The 16906-nt window shown below is 59.8% G+C and carries 19 protein-coding genes and 1 tRNA gene; 8 read left to right on the forward strand and 12 right to left on the reverse strand.

The features are described from left to right. Positions 1 to 42: 42 nt before the first annotated feature. Together JNB85_RS16030 and JNB85_RS16035 are read left to right on the forward strand one after the other, a co-directional pair. Positions 43 to 1095 carry a threonine aldolase family protein gene (locus JNB85_RS16030; RefSeq protein WP_220335323.1) on the forward strand — a complete coding sequence of 351 codons (1053 nt, stop codon included), beginning with the start codon at positions 43 to 45 and terminating at the stop codon, positions 1093 to 1095. A 133-nt stretch (positions 1096 to 1228) separates the two neighbouring features. Next, the gene (locus JNB85_RS16035) at positions 1229 to 1657 is read left to right on the forward strand and encodes a BA14K family protein (protein ID WP_220335324.1); all 429 of its coding nucleotides are present in this window, start codon (positions 1229 to 1231) and stop codon (positions 1655 to 1657) included. 61 nt (positions 1658 to 1718) lie between these two features. Here JNB85_RS16035 and JNB85_RS16040 read toward each other — a convergent pair whose 3' ends face one another. After that, positions 1719 to 2573, reverse strand: coding sequence for a LysR family transcriptional regulator (locus tag JNB85_RS16040; RefSeq protein ID WP_220335325.1), 855 nt, complete (start codon positions 2571 to 2573; stop codon positions 1719 to 1721). Positions 2574 to 2667: 94 nt separating this feature from the next. On the opposite strand from JNB85_RS16040, the gene JNB85_RS16045 reads away from it, so the two are divergent. Then, positions 2668 to 3672 (forward strand): bile acid:sodium symporter family protein, encoded by a 1005-nt coding sequence (locus JNB85_RS16045; RefSeq protein ID WP_220335326.1) that lies wholly within the window; start codon positions 2668 to 2670, stop codon positions 3670 to 3672. Positions 3673 to 3746: 74 nt separating this feature from the next. On the opposite strand, the gene JNB85_RS16050 is transcribed toward JNB85_RS16045, so the two are convergent. Next, on the reverse strand, positions 3747 to 4217 hold the full coding sequence (locus JNB85_RS16050) for an Hsp20 family protein (protein ID WP_183829563.1): 471 nt from the start codon (positions 4215 to 4217) through the stop codon (positions 3747 to 3749). 546 nt (positions 4218 to 4763) lie between these two features. On the opposite strand from JNB85_RS16050, the gene JNB85_RS16055 reads away from it, so the two are divergent. Further along, a complete protein-coding gene (locus JNB85_RS16055; protein ID WP_220335327.1) occupies positions 4764 to 5735 on the forward strand; it encodes an alpha/beta fold hydrolase in 972 nt (323 codons plus the stop codon). Positions 5736 to 5829: 94 nt separating this feature from the next. Here the strand turns inward: JNB85_RS16055 and hisN are convergent, their stop codons facing one another. After that, positions 5830 to 6603 (reverse strand): histidinol-phosphatase, encoded by a 774-nt coding sequence (hisN, locus tag JNB85_RS16060; protein WP_220335328.1) that lies wholly within the window; start codon positions 6601 to 6603, stop codon positions 5830 to 5832. A gap of 247 nt (positions 6604 to 6850) precedes the next feature. Then, positions 6851 to 7732, reverse strand: a complete 882-nt coding sequence (locus JNB85_RS16065; protein WP_220335329.1) for an N-formylglutamate amidohydrolase — start codon at positions 7730 to 7732, stop codon at positions 6851 to 6853. A gap of 191 nt (positions 7733 to 7923) precedes the next feature. Here JNB85_RS16065 and cpdR1 point away from each other — a divergent pair, with 191 nt between their 5' ends. The 3 genes from cpdR1 (at position 7924) to JNB85_RS16080 (ending at position 9158) form a co-directional block, all read left to right on the forward strand. Next, complete coding sequence (gene cpdR1, locus JNB85_RS16070; RefSeq protein ID WP_003542883.1) at positions 7924 to 8286, forward strand: response regulator CpdR1; 363 nt, start codon at positions 7924 to 7926, stop codon at positions 8284 to 8286. A gap of 84 nt (positions 8287 to 8370) precedes the next feature. Beyond that, a tRNA-Val gene (locus tag JNB85_RS16075) sits at positions 8371 to 8445 on the forward strand. Between the two features lie 224 nt (positions 8446 to 8669). Beyond that, entirely contained in the window at positions 8670 to 9158 is a 489-nt protein-coding gene (locus tag JNB85_RS16080) for a hypothetical protein (RefSeq protein ID WP_220335330.1), read from the forward strand. Between the two features lie 20 nt (positions 9159 to 9178). On the opposite strand, the gene JNB85_RS16085 is transcribed toward JNB85_RS16080, so the two are convergent. The 3 genes from JNB85_RS16085 to JNB85_RS16095 all read right to left on the reverse strand — a co-directional run bounded on the left by JNB85_RS16085 (position 9179) and on the right by JNB85_RS16095 (position 10499). After that, entirely contained in the window at positions 9179 to 9895 is a 717-nt protein-coding gene (locus JNB85_RS16085; protein WP_220335331.1) for a hypothetical protein, read from the reverse strand. A gap of 155 nt (positions 9896 to 10050) precedes the next feature. Next, entirely contained in the window at positions 10051 to 10227 is a 177-nt protein-coding gene (locus JNB85_RS16090) for a hypothetical protein (RefSeq protein ID WP_220335332.1), read from the reverse strand. 32 nt (positions 10228 to 10259) lie between these two features. Next, entirely contained in the window at positions 10260 to 10499 is a 240-nt protein-coding gene (locus tag JNB85_RS16095; protein WP_220335333.1) for a hypothetical protein, read from the reverse strand. 368 nt (positions 10500 to 10867) lie between these two features. Here JNB85_RS16095 and JNB85_RS16100 point away from each other — a divergent pair, with 368 nt between their 5' ends. Beyond that, positions 10868 to 11962 carry a DUF475 domain-containing protein gene (locus JNB85_RS16100; protein ID WP_220335334.1) on the forward strand — a complete coding sequence of 365 codons (1095 nt, stop codon included), beginning with the start codon at positions 10868 to 10870 and terminating at the stop codon, positions 11960 to 11962. Between the two features lie 122 nt (positions 11963 to 12084). Here JNB85_RS16100 and JNB85_RS16105 read toward each other — a convergent pair whose 3' ends face one another. The 5 genes from JNB85_RS16105 to JNB85_RS16125 all read right to left on the reverse strand — a co-directional run bounded on the left by JNB85_RS16105 (position 12085) and on the right by JNB85_RS16125 (position 16901). Continuing rightward, on the reverse strand, positions 12085 to 12255 hold the full coding sequence (locus JNB85_RS16105; protein WP_184398949.1) for a hypothetical protein: 171 nt from the start codon (positions 12253 to 12255) through the stop codon (positions 12085 to 12087). 258 nt (positions 12256 to 12513) lie between these two features. Further along, on the reverse strand, positions 12514 to 14031 hold the full coding sequence (locus JNB85_RS16110; RefSeq protein WP_220335335.1) for a tripartite tricarboxylate transporter permease: 1518 nt from the start codon (positions 14029 to 14031) through the stop codon (positions 12514 to 12516). A 93-nt stretch (positions 14032 to 14124) separates the two neighbouring features. Next, positions 14125 to 14616, reverse strand: a complete 492-nt coding sequence (locus JNB85_RS16115) for a tripartite tricarboxylate transporter TctB family protein (protein ID WP_220335336.1) — start codon at positions 14614 to 14616, stop codon at positions 14125 to 14127. After that, complete coding sequence (locus JNB85_RS16120; protein ID WP_220335337.1) at positions 14613 to 15557, reverse strand: Bug family tripartite tricarboxylate transporter substrate binding protein; 945 nt, start codon at positions 15555 to 15557, stop codon at positions 14613 to 14615. The genes JNB85_RS16115 and JNB85_RS16120 overlap by 4 nt, the downstream gene beginning before the upstream one ends. A gap of 279 nt (positions 15558 to 15836) precedes the next feature. Then, positions 15837 to 16901: an ABC transporter substrate-binding protein gene (locus tag JNB85_RS16125; RefSeq protein ID WP_223216516.1), complete on the reverse strand. Its 1065-nt coding sequence runs from the start codon at positions 16899 to 16901 to the stop codon at positions 15837 to 15839. Positions 16902 to 16906 lie beyond the last annotated feature (5 nt).

The raw sequence follows: 16906 nt of genomic DNA on the forward strand, positions 1-16906 counted from the left end.
AATCCCGAAACTCCCGCCCCACCGTTTTCAATGGTTTTCTCTATGATTTTTGCTTCCGACAACTGGGCTGGCGCCCATAAATCCATTGCCGAACGCCTGCTTGCCGAGTCCACCGGTTTTGCTGCCGCTTACGGCAACAGCGATCTCGACAGACGAGTGGAAGCCCGCTTTTCAGAAATCTTTGAGCACGAGGTTTCCGTCTTCTTCGTTGCGACCGGCACCGCCGCCAACTCTCTGGCGCTGGCGAGCGTCCAGCGCCCTGGCGGGATCACCATCTGCCATCGGGAAGCCCATGTGATCGAGGACGAATGCGGCGCGCCCGAATTCTTCTCCAGCTCAGCCCGCCTCATCGCCGTCGACGGCGAAGCCGGCAAGATCGATCCGACCAAACTCTCGGCAAAGATCGCCCACTTCCCGGAGGATGCCCTTCGTCATGGCCGCGCCACCGCCGTGACCATCACCCAATCCACCGAAATCGGTACCGTCTATTCGCTGCCGGAAATCGGCGAGATTTCCACGATTGCCAAGAAGCGAGGACTACCCCTGCACATGGACGGCGCGCGCTTTGCCAATGCGCTCGTTGCATTGAATGCAACACCTGCCGAAATGACCTGGAAGCGCGGCGTCGACATCCTCTCCTTTGGCGGTACCAAGAATGGCTGCTGGTGCGCGGAAGCGATCGTCTTCTTCAATCCGGAGCAGGCAAAGGAAATGCATTTCATCCGCAAGCGCGCCGCCCAGCACTTCTCCAAGTCGCGCTTCATCTCCGCCCAGTTCGACGCCTATTTCGAAGACGGCCTCTGGCTTGACCTCGCCCGTCACTCCAACGGCATGGCCGAACGTCTTCGTGCCGGCATCGGCACCAGCAATTCGGCCCGGCTCGCCTGGCCGACCGCGTCAAACGAAGTTTTCGCGGTCATTCAGAAATCAGCCGCAAAGACGGCTGAGGGCAAGGGCGCAAAATTCTACGAGTGGCCGATCCCGGCCGGCATGCCGGACGTCGTTTCGGAGGGCGAAACGCTCGTCCGTCTCGTCACCAGCTTTGCAACGACCGAAGCGGATGTAGACGGCTTCCTCAAGTGCCTGGCCGCCTGATTTCGCAAACGCCCGGAACGCCCGCTCGAAAGAGCCCGTATCCAGCCACTACGGAACAAAGTGCATCCTTCGGCATTCCTGTCTCAATTCATAGGCGGTCCGTGTCACCCGTTTCCTATGAAGAGGTGAAGAAATGAAGAAGTTGGCAATCATCGTCCTGACCGTGGCGACGGCTTTTACCAGCGTCGCACCGGCGCAGGCCTTTCCGACAATCGCAGAGCCTGATGTGCCCCAGGTCTCGAATGTCGAGCAGGTTCAGTATTATCGCCGGCACTGGGATCGCTATCGGTACGACGACGATAGGTGGCGCTATCGTTATGATGACGACGGGTGGCGCTATCGCCGGCACCACAGGCACAACAACGCCGGCGCGATCATCGGCGGCCTTGCCGCAGGTGCCATCATCGGCGGCATCATAAGCTCGCAGCGCCAGCCGCGCTATTACTATTCCGGCGGCAGCTACCACACCCGGTGGTGCTATTCGCGCTACCGCTCTTATCGCGCCTACGACAATACCTATCAGCCCTATTACGGTCCGCGCCGCCAATGCGTTTCGCCGTAGAGTTCTGATTTCGAAAATCAAAATCCCGCCTTTGCCGGCGGGATTTTTGATGTGAAGGTATTCAGGCCGATCGCAGGCTCCTGACCTTCTTCAGAATATCATCCGAAAGTGCCGCCACAAGCGCCTGATCGGCGCCCTTTCGCGGCACCAGCACGAATTCGACATCCTCAAGCACCGGCAGCCTGGCCGGCGCGATTTCCTTCAGCCCGGAAGGCGCCATGCTGCGCGGCTGCACGAGTACGCCCATGCCGGCACGCGCGGCGGCCGTCAGCCCGCTCAGACTGCCGCAGGTGCAGACGATGCGCCAGGCGACACCGTGCCGGCCGAGTGCCTCCAACGCAATGGCGCGCGTCACACTCGGCGGCGGGAAAGCGATCAAAGGCAGTGGGTGGGATGCGAGCACATGCTCCGGATCCCGCGCCAGCCACACCAGCGGCTCCCGGTAGACGAGCTTTCCGTGCTCATCACCGAGCCGTCGCTTGGCAAGCACAAGGTCGATCGCTCCCGCATCCTGCATTTCGTAGAGAACACCTGAAAGCGCCACCGTCAGTTCGAGATCGACGGAGGGATGCGAGCGCACGAAGTCTTCCAGCACCGCCGGTAGCTGGCTCGTTACGAAATCCTCGGAAACGCCGAGCCGCAGGCGTCCGCGCAGGCTGCCGCCCTTGAACAGTGAGCGCACCTGCCCTTCAATCGACAACATGGACCGCGCATGCGACAGCAGCGCCTCACCGTCACTGGTCAGCACCACCTTATGCGTATCGCGTTCCAGCAGCCGGCGCTCCAGCGAGGTCTCCAGTCTTTGGATATGCTGGCTGACTGTCGACTGCCCAAGGCCCAGCCTCTCGGCGGCCAGCGTGAAGCTGCCCATCTGCTCGACGGTGACGAAACTGCGAAGCTGCGATAGGTCCAGCATAGGCATAATCCTGGTTCGTGATAACTGTTATTCGTTGCATCCTGTATCGTAATGAGAGACAGGGTAATGAGTGATTTGTTCCAGCGAGACTGTCATGCGCCGCTTTTTGCCCGACACATTCACGATCCTGCTCGTCTGCACCGTCGTCCTCGCCTCGATCTTTCCGGCGAGCGGCACTTTTGCAAGCTGGTTCGGTGTGGCGACCGATATCGCCATCGCGCTTTTGTTCTTCCTGCACGGCGCGCGCCTCTCGCGCGATGTCGTCATCGCCGGCTTGCTGCACTGGCGGCTGCATCTCGTCATTCTGCTAACGACCTTCGGCATCTTTCCGATCCTCGGCCTGACCGTAGGCTTCATCCCGGATTCCATCCTGCCGCAGCCGCTTTATCTCGGCATCCTCTTCCTCTGCGTGCTGCCGTCAACGGTGCAGTCCTCGATCGCCTTCACCTCGATGGCAGGCGGTAATGTGCCGGCAGCGATCTGCTCGGCTTCAGCTTCCAATATTTTCGGCATGTTCCTGACACCGCTGCTCGTCGGCCTGCTCTTCTCGGTCGGCGGTCATGGCGGCTTTTCCTTCGATGCGCTGGAACAGATCCTGCTGCAGTTGCTGGCTCCGTTCGTCGTCGGCCAGATCCTGCAGCCCTGGATCGGCGAATGGATCCGCTCCAAGAAGAAGATCTTGATGCCGGTCGATCGCGGCTCCATTCTGATGGTCGTCTACCTGGCCTTCTCGACCGCCGTTGTCGAAGGGCTCTGGCACACCTTCTCGATAGCCGATATCGCCGCAGTCATCGTCGCCGACATGGTGCTGCTGGCGCTCGTTCTCGTCCTCACCATGTATGGCAGCCGCTGGCTGGGTTTCAACAAGGCCGATGAAATCACCATCACCTTCTGCGGTTCGAAGAAGAGCCTCGCAAGCGGCGTTCCGATGGCGAACGTCATCTTCGCCGGCCAGTCGATCGGCGCGATCGTTCTGCCGCTGATGCTGTTCCACCAGATCCAGTTGATGGTCTGCGCGGTCATCGCCCAAAAATATGCAGCCGCCGCAGCCCGCCGCGCCTCGGAAGAAGAGCTGGAAGAAGCCGCAAGCCCGGCCTGAACGAGCGTAACAGGCGCAGAACAAAAACGGCGCCATCGCTGGCGCCGTTTCCGTCTGATTCGTAAGAAAGCGGATTAGCTGTTGACGACCTGCGCTTCAATTGCCTTGGGAGCTTCGACCGGCTCAGCGGCAATAGAAATCTTGCGGGGCTTCAGAGCCTCTGGGATGCTGCGCAGAAGGTCGATGTGCAGGAGGCCGTTCTTCAGCGAGGCGGCAGTCACTTCGACATGATCGGCAAGCTGGAAGCGGCGCTCGAAGGCGCGCTTTGCAATGCCGCGATACAGATACTCGCTGCTATCGGCATTTTCCTCGCGCTTTTCACCCTTCACGGTAAGCGCGTGAGCATGTGATTCGATGGCGAGTTCGGTTTCGTCGAAGCCGGCAACGGCCATGGTGATGCGATAGGTGTTCTCACCGGTCCGTTCGATATTGTACGGCGGATAGGTCGGAACCTGATCCGGCTGGGCGAGGCTGTCGAGCATCGTGAACAGACGGTCGAAGCCAACGGTGGAACGATAAAGGGGAGAGAAGTCTACGTGACGCATGATGTCCTCCTAGGGAAGCGACGTGTTGCGGTAGGATGCCCCAAAAACCCCGTTCTTGGCGGTTTCGGGACGGTTGCGCGGACCCTTCCGGCGCCCGCAAAGTTCAGATGGGGATAGGTTTCCGGGACTTCAAGCCCCTCTTCAGGCACCGCCATTGCTGCGTGAACCCTGTATGAACGGCAGGTTCGGCGAAGGTTCAGGCACTGCCCGCTAGAAATAGATGCATCGGGTGACACTGGCCCGAAGGCTGAAGTGTATCGTCCCTTCTTCTTCAGCCTCAATTCGGCCGGCAGCGAGCCCCTCAGCTCCGCCGGCCTTTTTTCTCAAAGACTTGCAATTCGAAAGATGACTGTCGCTCTCATTGTCGCCATTGTGCGAAGGCGGCGCGGCTCGTCGGGCACTAACCTTGGCGTATCTCTCTTTCGAAGCCTGCCGTGGAACACCAATATATTACAATTCTCTTATATTGAGCATTATTCGACATTGATTTTCCCTGTCCCTGCGTTATCCCGTAATATATCTCTCACGCGAAGAAGCGCTCTGCCCATGGAACAGGTTCTTTACTCCACTCCAGACAATCCGGCGCCGGAGAACCGCACCGAGGGGTTTTTCGAGACTCACGACGGCCAGAGGTTGCGTTATGCCGTTTTCCGGTCACAAACACCTGCCGCCCATGGAACAGTGGTGCTCCTGCATGGACGCAGCGAATATATCGAGAAATACTTCGAAACGATCCGCGATCTCACCGCCAAGGGCCTCTGGGTTGCCACCTACGACCTGCGCGGCCAGGGAGGTTCGCCGCGACTGATCAAAAAGCGCAATCACGGCCACATCCGCCGCTTTTCCGATTACGAGCGCGACCTCGACACTTTCCTCGAAAAAGTCGTACTGCCGGATACCCGATTGCCCTTCTACATGCTCGCCCATTCCACGGGCGCGCTGATCGCGCTTTCCGCCGCACCTTATCTGTCCACGCGCATCGAGCGCATGGTGCTGTCAGCCCCTTTCCTTGGCCTTATTGGCCAGGCTGCGTCCGAGGGTATCATTCGCGCGGTGTCGGCCACGCTCAGCGCTGTCGGCCTTGGTGGCGTGCCGCTCGGCAAGATGAAAGAACTGCAATTCCCTGATAATCCACTGACATCGGATGAGACGCGTTTCGAGCGCAACGCGGCGATCGCAAAGGCCCATCCGGAACTCGCATTGGGAGCGCCAACTGCCCGCTGGATGCACGAATGCATGAAGGCGATCGATCGGGTGACCCAGCCCTACCACCTCTTCTCGATCACTATTCCTTCTGTCGTCATCGCGCCGACGCGGGACGGGGTGGTGCCTTATACGGCACAGGAGCGGCTTTCGCGCTATTTCCGCGCCGGTCAGCTCGTGCCAATCAACGGTGCCCGCCACGAGATATTCCAGGAAAGGGATATGTATCGCACCGCCGCGCTCGCGGCCTTCCATGCCTTCATTCCCGGCAGCGACGCCGAGGCCACCGAAGACGTGACGGCGATCGGCGTCTGAGCCTTTAAAACGCCTTGTGATCTCCAGGATTTACTTAGGCTTCAAGTCCTTTTCGCGTATGCCCTATCCCGTGGCACAATGTTACGCGACATGCTTAGCGCTGCAGGATGGCGATCGCCTCTTCGTAGACCGCCCTGCTGCCGGCAGCGATAATGGAGCCGCCATTTTCCGGCCGCCGCCCGTCCCAGGTGGTCATAATACCGCCGGCGCCCTCGATAACGGGGATGATGCCGCCGACGTCGTAAGGTTTGAGGCTGTTCTCGATGACAAGATCGACATGGCCTGCCGCCAGTAGCGCATAGGCATAACAGTCACAGCCATAACGGAAGAGCCGCACCTGGCTCTCGATCTCGCGATATTTCGCCATCTCCTCGCCGACGAACAAATGTGGCGAGGTGGTGAAGAGGATCGCGTTGGACAAGGCGTCGCAATCACGCACCTGCAGCCGGCGCTCGCCCTCAGGCCCGCTATAGGTCGAACCATTTTCGTCGCCGAAGTAACGCTCGCCGGTAAAAGGCTGCTCGATCATGCCGGCGACCGCCCGGCCGTTCTTCTGCAGGCCGATAAGCGTGCCCCAGACCGGAACGCCGGAGATGAAGGCCCGCGTGCCATCTATCGGGTCGATCACCCATACATGCTCGCGATCGAGGCCGATATCGCCATGCTCCTCACCCAGAATACCGTGCTCAGGGAAATGCGCTTCGATCAGCGCGCGGATGGCTGTCTCCGCCGCCCTGTCGCCTTCGGTGACCGGATCGAAGCCGGAAGACAGCTTATTGGTGACAGAAATGCCCGAACGAAAACGCGGCAAGGTTTCCGCCTTGGCAGCTTCGGCGAGACGGTTGAAGAACGAACGGTCAGGAAGCATGGAAAAATCCGTGACTGGCGGGAAATGGCGTTTTTCATAGCGAAAAAGCAGCGGAATGCAAATACAGCAGGCAATTTCCGGCATGCTGCCTAAATATTTTGCAGCGCAATATAATGCTTGACATTTGTGCAGCGCAGCAGTAGTTTCCGACTACAGTCTTCTGACTGTAAATACCCTCCTTGGGTGTTTCCTCCCTAGACTTAGCCGCGCTCACAAAGCGCGGTTTTTTTTGACCTGAAGGCAAAAATTACTCGGCCGCGAGCGCCTGATCGCCGAAGAATTTATCGACATAGTCGGCCATCTGCCGCATGAATGATGTGATGGCGGTCGCAACGATGCCGAAATCGGGCCGTTTCTCCAGCGTTATTTCGTCGACATAGATCGAGCGGTTGACCTCGATCTGCAGCGCATGCAGCCCGCGTGACGGGCGGCCGTAATGTTCAGTGATGAAGCCGCCGGCATAAGGTTTGTTGCGGATCGCCGCAAAACCCATTTCTTCGAGGATGCCGATCGCCGTACGCGAAAGCTCCGCTGAAGCACTGGTGCCGTAGCGGTCGCCGATGATGAAATCGGGCCGCGCGCTGCTGCCGGCAACCCGCACGTTGCCCGGCATCGAATGGCAGTCGATCAGGACCCCGAAGCCGAACTGTACATGCGTGCGTGCAATCAGCCGCCGCAACGTCGAGTGATAGGGCTTGTAGACACTTTCGACACGTTCCAGCCCCTCCTGAACGGGCAGCCGGCGCGCATAGATTTCCATATTCTCAGCCACGATGCGCGGAATGGTGCCAAGTCCGCCGGCAACCCTCAGCGAGTTGATATTCGCGTAGGGCGGCAACAGCCCGTCGAACATGCGTGGATCGAGTTCATAGGGCTCGCGATTGACGTCCAGATAGGCGCGCGGAAAATTCGCAAGAAGGAGTGGCGCACCAAGATCCACGGCTGCGCCGAACAGCTCATCGACATAATGGTCTTCGGACCGACGTATGGAGATACCCTCCAGCCGCGACTGCGCGATGAATTCCGGTGGATAAATGCGGCCGCTATGAGGGGAGTTGTAGACGAAGGGAATGGTCTGCGACACGGGCTCATGCACTTCAAAAAGCTCGTATTCGCGTATTTCCGGCACTTTCTGCCCTCTTTACCATGTCATCAAGTGGCTGTGACGGCTATGTTGCCAGTTGCCTGCCCTTAAGTCCATACTACATAGAAGGGATGGCGGTCGCGGCCAGGGCGATTTCACCGGTTGTTTACCGGGCGAAGTGTAGTGTAGACGGCTGGTATCCCATAAAAAGCACTAGTGATCAGCGGTCCGGATTAATGACTCAGAAGATACTTCTCGCCGAAGACGACAACGACATGCGCCGCTTCCTCGTGAAGGCGCTCGAAAAGGCCGGATACAAGGTCCTTTCCTACGACAACGGCGCGAGCGCTTATGACCGCCTGCGTGAGGAGCCGTTCTCCCTGCTCTTGACCGATATCGTCATGCCGGAAATGGATGGCATCGAACTGGCGCGCCGCGCGACCGAACTCGATCCCGATCTGAAGGTGATGTTCATCACCGGCTTTGCAGCCGTTGCTCTGAACCCTGATTCGAAGGCTCCGAAGGATGCAAAGGTCCTTTCCAAGCCGTTCCACCTGCGCGATCTCGTCGACGAGGTCAACAAGATGCTTGCCGCATAAGGTGTCCTGGCGGCTCGTCACAAAACTTCAAAAAAGCCTATTGACGGCTCCGGAGGTTTTGTGATCTATGCGCCGACATCGGATGGGCGTGTAGCTCAGCGGGAGAGCACTACGTTGACATCGTAGGGGTCACAAGTTCGATCCTTGTCACGCCCACCATCCTAATTCGCTGAAAAGCAAAGGCCTTTCGAGAAATCGAAAGGCCTTTTTAGCTTCCCGCTTCAAGTTGCCGGCTTCGCGCTCCAGACCAAGCCACCTGCGCCGGCTCTTCCCAAATCATATCCGAAGGATCGAAACCAAATTCGGACACAGAGCCATGCCATGCGCGATAATGGAACCTGAGGCATTGATTCGCCTCGTCAGGACATGGGGTTCGAATCGAAATGAAATTATCTGCGCGTGCCATCGCCGCCTTTTCCACCCTTGCTTTTGCAGCTGCTGCGCAGGCCGATGACAATTTTCCGGGCGCGCCCGGCGTCATCGCCCTTGGCGGCAAGTGCCAGAAACTAGTTGTTGCCAAGTTCGATGCCACGAAGGGCTGCAAGGGAGAGCTGGCAAGTGTGACGCTCGTCAATGGCACCGTCACCTTCATCTTCACCTCGGACGGCAAGCTGTTGGGCTTCCAGGGCGATGGGAAGGGCATCAAGCCTGCATCCAACGGCAATGCCCGCCTGCCGCTCAGCCTCGTCACCACGGGTGTCGGCAACAAGATGACCGGCGAGGTGAAGGTTGCAGGCTTCTGCACCTTCGGCAATCCCTATACCGGCAAGCCGACGGCCATCGAATGCACGGCGGAAAGCAAGGATTCGGCCTTCACCGGCAGCTTCCGCACCAGCGGCAAGGCACCGGCACGGAAAAACGCTGGAAAATAAGAGGTCGTTAGAGTTGGGGCTCAGGCGCACCAGGAGCCGCCGGCAGATCCCGGCTTCCTGGCTAGGCCCTCATCGATAAGGCGCGCGCCGAAGGAGCGTCCATCGCGCGAAATAACGCGCGGCGCGCCACGGTCATCCGCCTTGCCGGCGGCATTCATGTTGAACGGACCGGCATTCAGCAGCACGAGCAGCCGCGATTTGGCGGCAAAGGCGATCTTCCGCTCGTCTTCACAGCGCGCGCGGTCGACGTCCGGGCTCACCATATCAGCGATGACGATCTTCTCACCCTTATACCAGAAGGTGCCGGCATCGCCGACGCAATTGATATGCTCGCCCTGCCCGCAATATCCAAAAGCCGCTTTGGCCGTTTCCAAAGAGGGCGGGGCAACAGGGGAGATAGAGGCCGGCACGATTTTTGTCGCTGGCACCGGAGCCGAGGGGATCGCCGCAGGTGGCACCGGGTCGTTCGTCTGCCGCGGCTTGGCGGCAGGTGCTGTGACGGCAACCTGTTTGGGCGCTTCCTTGGGCGCCTGAGGCTTGGCTTCAGCCGCCGCACGGATGACTGCAGCCGGTGCATTGCCAAGCATCGGGCTGATGCTCTTCCAGTTGTCATAGGCGGCAATAGCGCCCACCGCAGCGATGCCGATCACCATCCACGGCATCGCGCCGCCGGAGGACGCGCTGCCCTTCCTTTTTGCCGGTGCCTTGCGGCGTCCGCGTGTTGCTGTCTTGGCCATCGATCCGATTCCCTTTAACGGGCCGGATTATCGCTGCCCAATCCTTTCGGAAAGGTTGGCAAGACATGGCCGTGGATTGCTTTCCCGAACCAAGAACTGGTCGGAAAGAAACGCCCGGCGCACGGCCGAGCGCCTCATTCAGCTGTTCCCTGTGTTCAGCAGCCTTGTACGGGCGAAGGTGCGGCAGCCGGCTTTGCGGTTTGCCCGCCTGGCTGGATGGATGGCGTCTCGCGCTTGCCTATACCGATCCGGCGTTCGGCCGCCTCCCGCACGGCCTGCCACTCATATTCGTGCTGGATGAAGATATCGCGCGGCACAAGATTGATCGTCATTCGTATTCACCTGTCGGTTGCGGAACTGGTTTTCAGCGCACGGGCTTTGCGAGGTTAGCATCGTCGCTCTTGATATCGAGCCCGCCCTTGGAAAGATCGCCGCCGGTCATATGTGCCGGCACATGAATGTCGTGGATCGCGCCCGGGGTCAGCGTCAGGTCCACCTGATGCGGGGGTAGAACCTGCGCCCTCTGCATACGGTTTGGTTTGGCCCGCTTCATGCGGTCTGACGCTTCCGTGCGCCTGTCGGGAACATGGGTCGAATTATGCATCGTCGCCCTCCTTCAAGAGTATCTGAGATGTTTCATCGGCTCAGCTAGGACTGAACGGGTGAGCGCCAGTATGGTTCCAAAGAAATCGGCAACCTTGCCTGACGGCGCTTCTTGACTGACGCAGTAACTTCACTACCTAGTGAGACACCCGCCGCCTCCAGACATCGGCTGCGGGGGAACCTGGTGCCGGGCCCCTCTGGCGAGAGTTTTTACGGCGCTCTCGTGATGTCGGTACCGCCTGCAAATTAGCCGGCGGATTTTTCATCGATGAAAAAGCTCACCATGCCAATCGCGCATGCCCTTTGCAGCATGCGTTTTTCTGTTATCACCCCATCTTCCGAAACGGTTTGCGGCTGCGAGGTGCAGCCATGAACCAGCCTCAATCCCACAAATCCTCGCTCGGCTATTTCCGCTGGGCCTTCATCGTCACAGCGCTTGGCCTTGCGCTCGGCGCCGTCCTCGGCTGGCAGTCGACCGGCACGCTGGGCGGCATGGCCACTGTTTTCTTCATCTGCACGGTGCTCGCCGTTCTGGAGATCTCACTCTCCTTCGACAATGCCATCGTGAATGCCAACAAACTGAAGGAAATGACGCCCGTCTGGCAGCACCGCTTCCTGACCTGGGGCATCGTCATCGCCGTCTTCGGCATGCGCATCGTCTTTCCGCTGGCAATCGTCGCCATCGCGGCAAAGATCGGCCCCTGGGAGGCGCTCGTGCTTGCGGCGCGTGAACCGGCCGAATATGCCCGCATCATGAATGATGCGCATCTGCCGATCGCAGCCTTCGGCGGTACATTCCTGATGATGGTCGGCCTCAGCTACTTCTTCAACCATGAGAAAGAAGTGCACTGGATCGGCTCGCTGGAGCAGCTGATGGCGCGTTCGGCGACGATCAAGGGCATCGAGATCGCCTTCGTGCTCCTGCTGATCCTGCTCTTCTCCTATCTCCTGGAAGGCGAAGACGCGACCACCTTCGTCTATTGCGCCATCTATGGCCTCGTGACCTTTCTGGTGGTGGAAGTCATCGGCGGCATGCTGGATGCATCGCAGCGCGCCATGAGCGAGGCGGCGAAGGGCGGCCTCGGCGCCTTCATCTATCTGGAAGTGCTCGATGCCAGCTTCTCCTTCGACGGCGTCATCGGCGCTTTCGCGCTGACGCAGAACCTCTTCGTCATCGCCATCGGCCTCGGCATCGGCGCCATGTACGTGCGCTCCATGACGATCATGCTGGTGGAAAAGGGAACGCTCGCCGAATACCGCTATCTGGAACACGGCGCCTTCTACGCGATCCTGATCCTCTCGGTGATCATGTATGTGCAGACCCTGACGCATATTCCCGAAGTCATCACCGGCCTCGGCGGCGCCGCTCTGATCGGCATCTCGCTCTGGTCGTCGATCCGCTACAACAGGCAGGAGCAGCGTAAGGAAGCGCATGTTCCCGAGGAAGAGCGCCTGCGCGCCTGACGATCAAAAGCCGCGGCGGTCTGGCTCTGCGGCTCGAATATCGCCCAAAACAAAGCCCGCGACCGGTTGCGGGCTATTCATTTATGGATGATTTGGCTTTCAACACAGGCATCCGGTACATCTTACCGGATGACACGGCCGAAGCTGACGGGATCGATGCCAAGTTCCTGCAGGTCGCGGGCGCGCGGCTTGCGGCCGCCTTCGACAGCGGCACTGACGGCATTTGCAGCACTGAGCGCTGCAAAGGCGCGGCCCAGGAAACCATTATGGATCGACTTTCTGATAGCGGACATCTTCTTTTCCTCTCGCACTTTGATTGACTACTCATAGATGGGCAGGTGCGAATGCCTTCACAACGTGCAGGAAATCACCGCTGCTATGCAAAAGACGCATATTTCTTTTGCCGGCAAACAAAATCACAGAAGGAATTCAGTTCAGCCTATTAAGGAAAGGCGGATTCTGACGGTCGATGCAGCGATGACAGATGGCAAAGAAAAGGCCGGCCGTGTCGCCACGGCCGGCCCTAATTAGGGGTCAGGTCGTCTTTTTGGTTAGTCTTCATTTGCCGCGAGCTGCGAGAGGACCTGGCCGCGGCCACGCAATCTCAGGATCAGCGGAATGAGGAAGGCTGCAGCCGCGACGATCAGCAGACCGCAGGCGATCGGCGACATGACGAGTGTCGTTACGTCGCCCTGGCTGATCGACAGCGCCCGGCGAAGCTGCTGCTCCGCCAGAGGCCCAAGGATGAGGCCGACCACCGCAGGCGCGATCGGATAGCCGAATATCCGCATGACATAGCCGAGCAGGCCGAAGCCGAGCAGCATGCCGAGCTCGAAGACCGAGGGGTTGGCTCCGATAGTGCCGAGGGTGGCAAACAGCAGGATGCCGGCATAAAGCCACGGCTTCGGAACCGTCAGCAGGCGGACCCAGAGGCCGATCATCGGCAGGTTCAGCACCAGAAGCATCGCATTGGCGATGAGCAGGCTGGCGATGAGGCCCCAGACGAGCTGCGGATTGGTTGCAAACAGCAACGGACCCGGCTGCAGACCGTATTGCTGGAAGCCGGCGAGCATGATTGCCGCCGTCGCAGACGTCGGCAGGCCGAGCGTCAGCAGTGGTACCAGCGTGCCGGCGGCCGAGGCATTGTTGGCGGCTTCAGGGCCGGCAACGCCTTCGATAGCGCCTTGTCCGAATTCCTCGGGGTTCTTCGACAGGCGCTTTTCCGTGGCATAGGAAAGGAAGGTGCCGATTTCGGCACCGCCGGCAGGCATGGCGCCGATCGGGAAACCGATGATCGTGCCACGCAGCCAGGGCTTCCACGACCGCGCCCAGTCCTGGGCGTTCATCCAGAGCGAGCCACGCACCGCTTCCACCTTATCCTCACCGCGGTTGCCCTGGGCGGCAATGTAGAGCGTCTCGCCGATCGCGAACATCGCGACGGCAAGCGTCGTCACTTCGATACCATCAAGCAGGTCCGGAATGCCGAAGGAAAGACGCGCTTGGCCCGTCTGCTGATCGATGCCCACCATGGCGAGCGCAAAGCCGATGAAGAGCGAGGTGAGACCGCGCAGCGCCGAATCCCCAAAGGCCGAGGAAACGGTGACGAACGCGAGCACCATCAGCGCGAAATATTCGCGCGGGCCGAAAACGAGCGCCAGCTTGACGATGTAGGGCGCGACGAAGGCAAGTCCGAGCGTGGCAATGAGACCGGCGACGAAGGAACCGATGGCCGCTGTCGCCAGCGCCGGTCCGCCGCGCCCTGCCCGCGCCATCTTGTTACCCTCGAGCGCGGTGACGATCGACGAGCTTTCACCCGGCGTGTTCAGCAGGATCGACGTGGTCGAGCCGCCATACATACCGCCATAATAGATGCCGGCAAACATGATGAGCGAGCCGCCTGGATCGAGCTTGTAGGTGGCAGGCAGGAGCAGCGCCACTGTCAGAGCCGGGCCGATGCCTGGCAGCACGCCGACGGCGGTGCCAAGGGTCACGCCGATGAGGGCGTACAGCAGATTGATCGGTTGCGCAGCAACCAGAATGCCCTGCCAGAGGAATTCGAATGTGTTCATGTCTTTGTCCCAAGCGGCGGCTCCAGAGGGGGCACCAGGACCGTCCGCGAAAAAAGCAAAAAACCGAGAGCGCCCCATGCGAGGCGAGCGCTGTCAGAAGAACAGATGTTCGAGCGGGCCGGCCGGCAGCATGAGCTGCAGGAGCTGCGAGAAGATCGCCCAGACGATGAAGCTCAGCACGATGCCCAGGGGCAGTGAGATCCAGATCTGGCGCTTGCCGAAGCCCCGTGCGGTCAGCGCAAAGAGAACACCGGTCGCAATCGAAAAGCCGGCGGTGCGCAAGAGCAGCATCTGCCCGGCAAGGCCTGCGACGACCCAGATGACGGGCGCCACTTCCTGATGCTCACGTTCCGGAAATTCGCCGCGCCAGCTTTCGAAGACCGTCCAGATACCAAGACAGAAGAGGCCGAGGGCGATGGCCTTCGGAACGGTAGACGGGCCGATACGGTCATATTGCGCGATCGTCTTCAGATGCGTGGCATCCCAGAATACAATGCCGGCCAAGGCAATGAGGAAAACGGCAATGATCAGCGCCGCCCAATCGGGGCGGCGCTTCGTTGCCGATGCGTGATCGGTTTCGCTCATTGGACGAGACCGATCTCTTTGAGAATGCCTTCGGTGGCCGAGATATCCTTTTCGAGCTGCTCCTTGAAGGCGTCCCCTGCGAGGTAGGTGTCGGCCCAGCCCTTTGTCTTCAGGATTTCCTGCCATGCGGCAGACTTGTGTACCTTGTCAAAGTCGGCTGCAATCGAGGCGACCTCTTCATCAGTCAGGCCGGGAGCGGCAGCGACCATGCGCCAATTCTGGATGGAAACATCGGTGCCGGCTTCCTTGAGGGTCGGTGCATCGACACCAGGGATGCGCGCATCGCTGGAAACGGCAAGCAGGCGAAGCGTACCGGCCTTGACCTGCGATTCGAACTCGCTGTAGCTCGAAATACCGACCGTGACCTGGCCGCCAAGGATAGCGGCGAGCGCTTCGCCACCACCCGAGAAGGCAACGTAGTTGATCTTCGTCGGCTCGACGCCGGACGCCTTGGCAATCAGGCCGGCAGTGATATGGTCCGTGCCGCCGGCAGAACCACCGCCCCAGGAAACGGCGCCGGGATCGGCCTTCAGCTTGGTAACCAGATCAGCAAGCGTCTTGATGTCGGACGAAGCCGGCACGACGATGGCTTCATATTCGCCGGTCAGACGAGCGATCGGGGTGACGTCCTTGAGCGTAACGGCCGACTTGTTTGTTAAGAGAGCGCCGACCATGACATAGCCGCCGACGATCAAGGCGTTCGGATTGCCGGCGCTCTGGCTGCTGAACTGTGCGAGACCGATGGAGCCACCGGCGCCCGGTACGTTCTGAACCTGAACGCTCTTGGAGATGCCCTCCTGCTGCAGCACCGTCTGTAGCGAGCGGGCTGTCTGGTCCCAGCCGCCACCCGGCGCTGCCGGAGCGATGATGGTGTAATCGGCCGCGTAGGCCGGCAGGGCGATGGCCGCTGCCAAAAGGGTTGCGATGAAAGTATGCTTCACGATGTATCCTCCGTGCTGCGGCTGAGCGAACCGCCAGTGCTATTTTTTTGAAAATGAGGAGAGATCACCGATCGGTGGACGCAATTGTCCTGATAGCGAGCGGAACTCCCCCCAATCTTCAACTCTCCGCCTCCACGGAGAGGAAGTAGCTCAAGCCATCATATCAAGCTGTCATTTAGCTGACATCAGCTGGATATCCAGTGCGGAAAGACACTTTTTTGCCGTAATTCTCCTAGTTGACCACAAAAGGCAGCCGCGTCATGGGCCGAGCCGGTGATTTTACTGCGTCCGCAGCACTTCATTCCAGTGCGCAATCAGCCGTGCGCGCTTCACCTGATCGAGATAGACCATCAGGCCGGGGCTGACCGGCACGGGACGCAACTGTGCGCCGAGCAGTTCCTGCAACGTATTGGCAGTGTTCTCACCAGCCACTTCCGGGCTGACGGCCGGGATCTGCAGCTCGCGAGCCATGATCGTCTGCCCCTCCTTCGACATGAAGAAGGCGAGGTAACGCCTTCCGAGTTCCGGCTCGGCCGCAGCCTGCGGCACCAGGCCGATGCGAGACATCACGACGGTATAATCCTTCGGCAGCACGATGCCGACATCGGGGTGACGCGAGGCCCAATCGGCTGCGTATGAGCCAAGGATATTGTAACCGAGCACGAAGCGCCCATCGGCCACGCGCTCGAGGATTGCCGAACTCGTGGAATAGAGTTTGACGCCTGCAGCCCCCATCGCGCTGATCACCGACCAGATGTCGCCGAACTGTTCCTGGTCTCGCGCCATGAAAAGGAAGCCGACGCCGGAACGCTCGATGTCATAGGTGCCGATCCGTCCATAGACTTCGTTGCCCTTGCGCTTCAGATAGTCGACGAATTCCGCACGCGAACTCGGCACCGTTTCATGGACAAAACTCGGCTTGTGATAGACGAAGACCGCGGGTTCGAAGGTCAGCGCATAGGCTGTATTGCGCCAGTTTGCCCATTTCGGCCACTGAGCGCTCATCGGCAGATTGCTGACTTGCGCGTAGCCGTCGTTCGAAAGCTTCACCTGCAGGTCCATGGCGGAAGAGAAGGCAAAGTCCGCCGTCTTATGGCCGGCATCCGTCTCGCGGACGATCCGATCGTAGATGTCGCCGGTCAGCATATCCTCATATTTGACCGCCACATCCGGATTGGCCTCCTGAAAGCCCCGGATCATCGGCTGCGCGAGCGGCTCATCGAGCGAAGAATAGACCGTCAGCACCGGCGCATCGGCGCTGCCCGATTTCGCCGGATAGAAGATCGGCTCCGCGGCTGCAAGACCGGGCGCCAGACACAAAAACAGAATGAAAAGGCTCCTCATGAAGA

Origin of the sequence: Rhizobium mesosinicum, assembly GCF_019511345.1 — a bacterium.
In the GTDB taxonomy this organism is placed as follows: domain Bacteria; phylum Pseudomonadota; class Alphaproteobacteria; order Rhizobiales; family Rhizobiaceae; genus Rhizobium; species Rhizobium mesosinicum.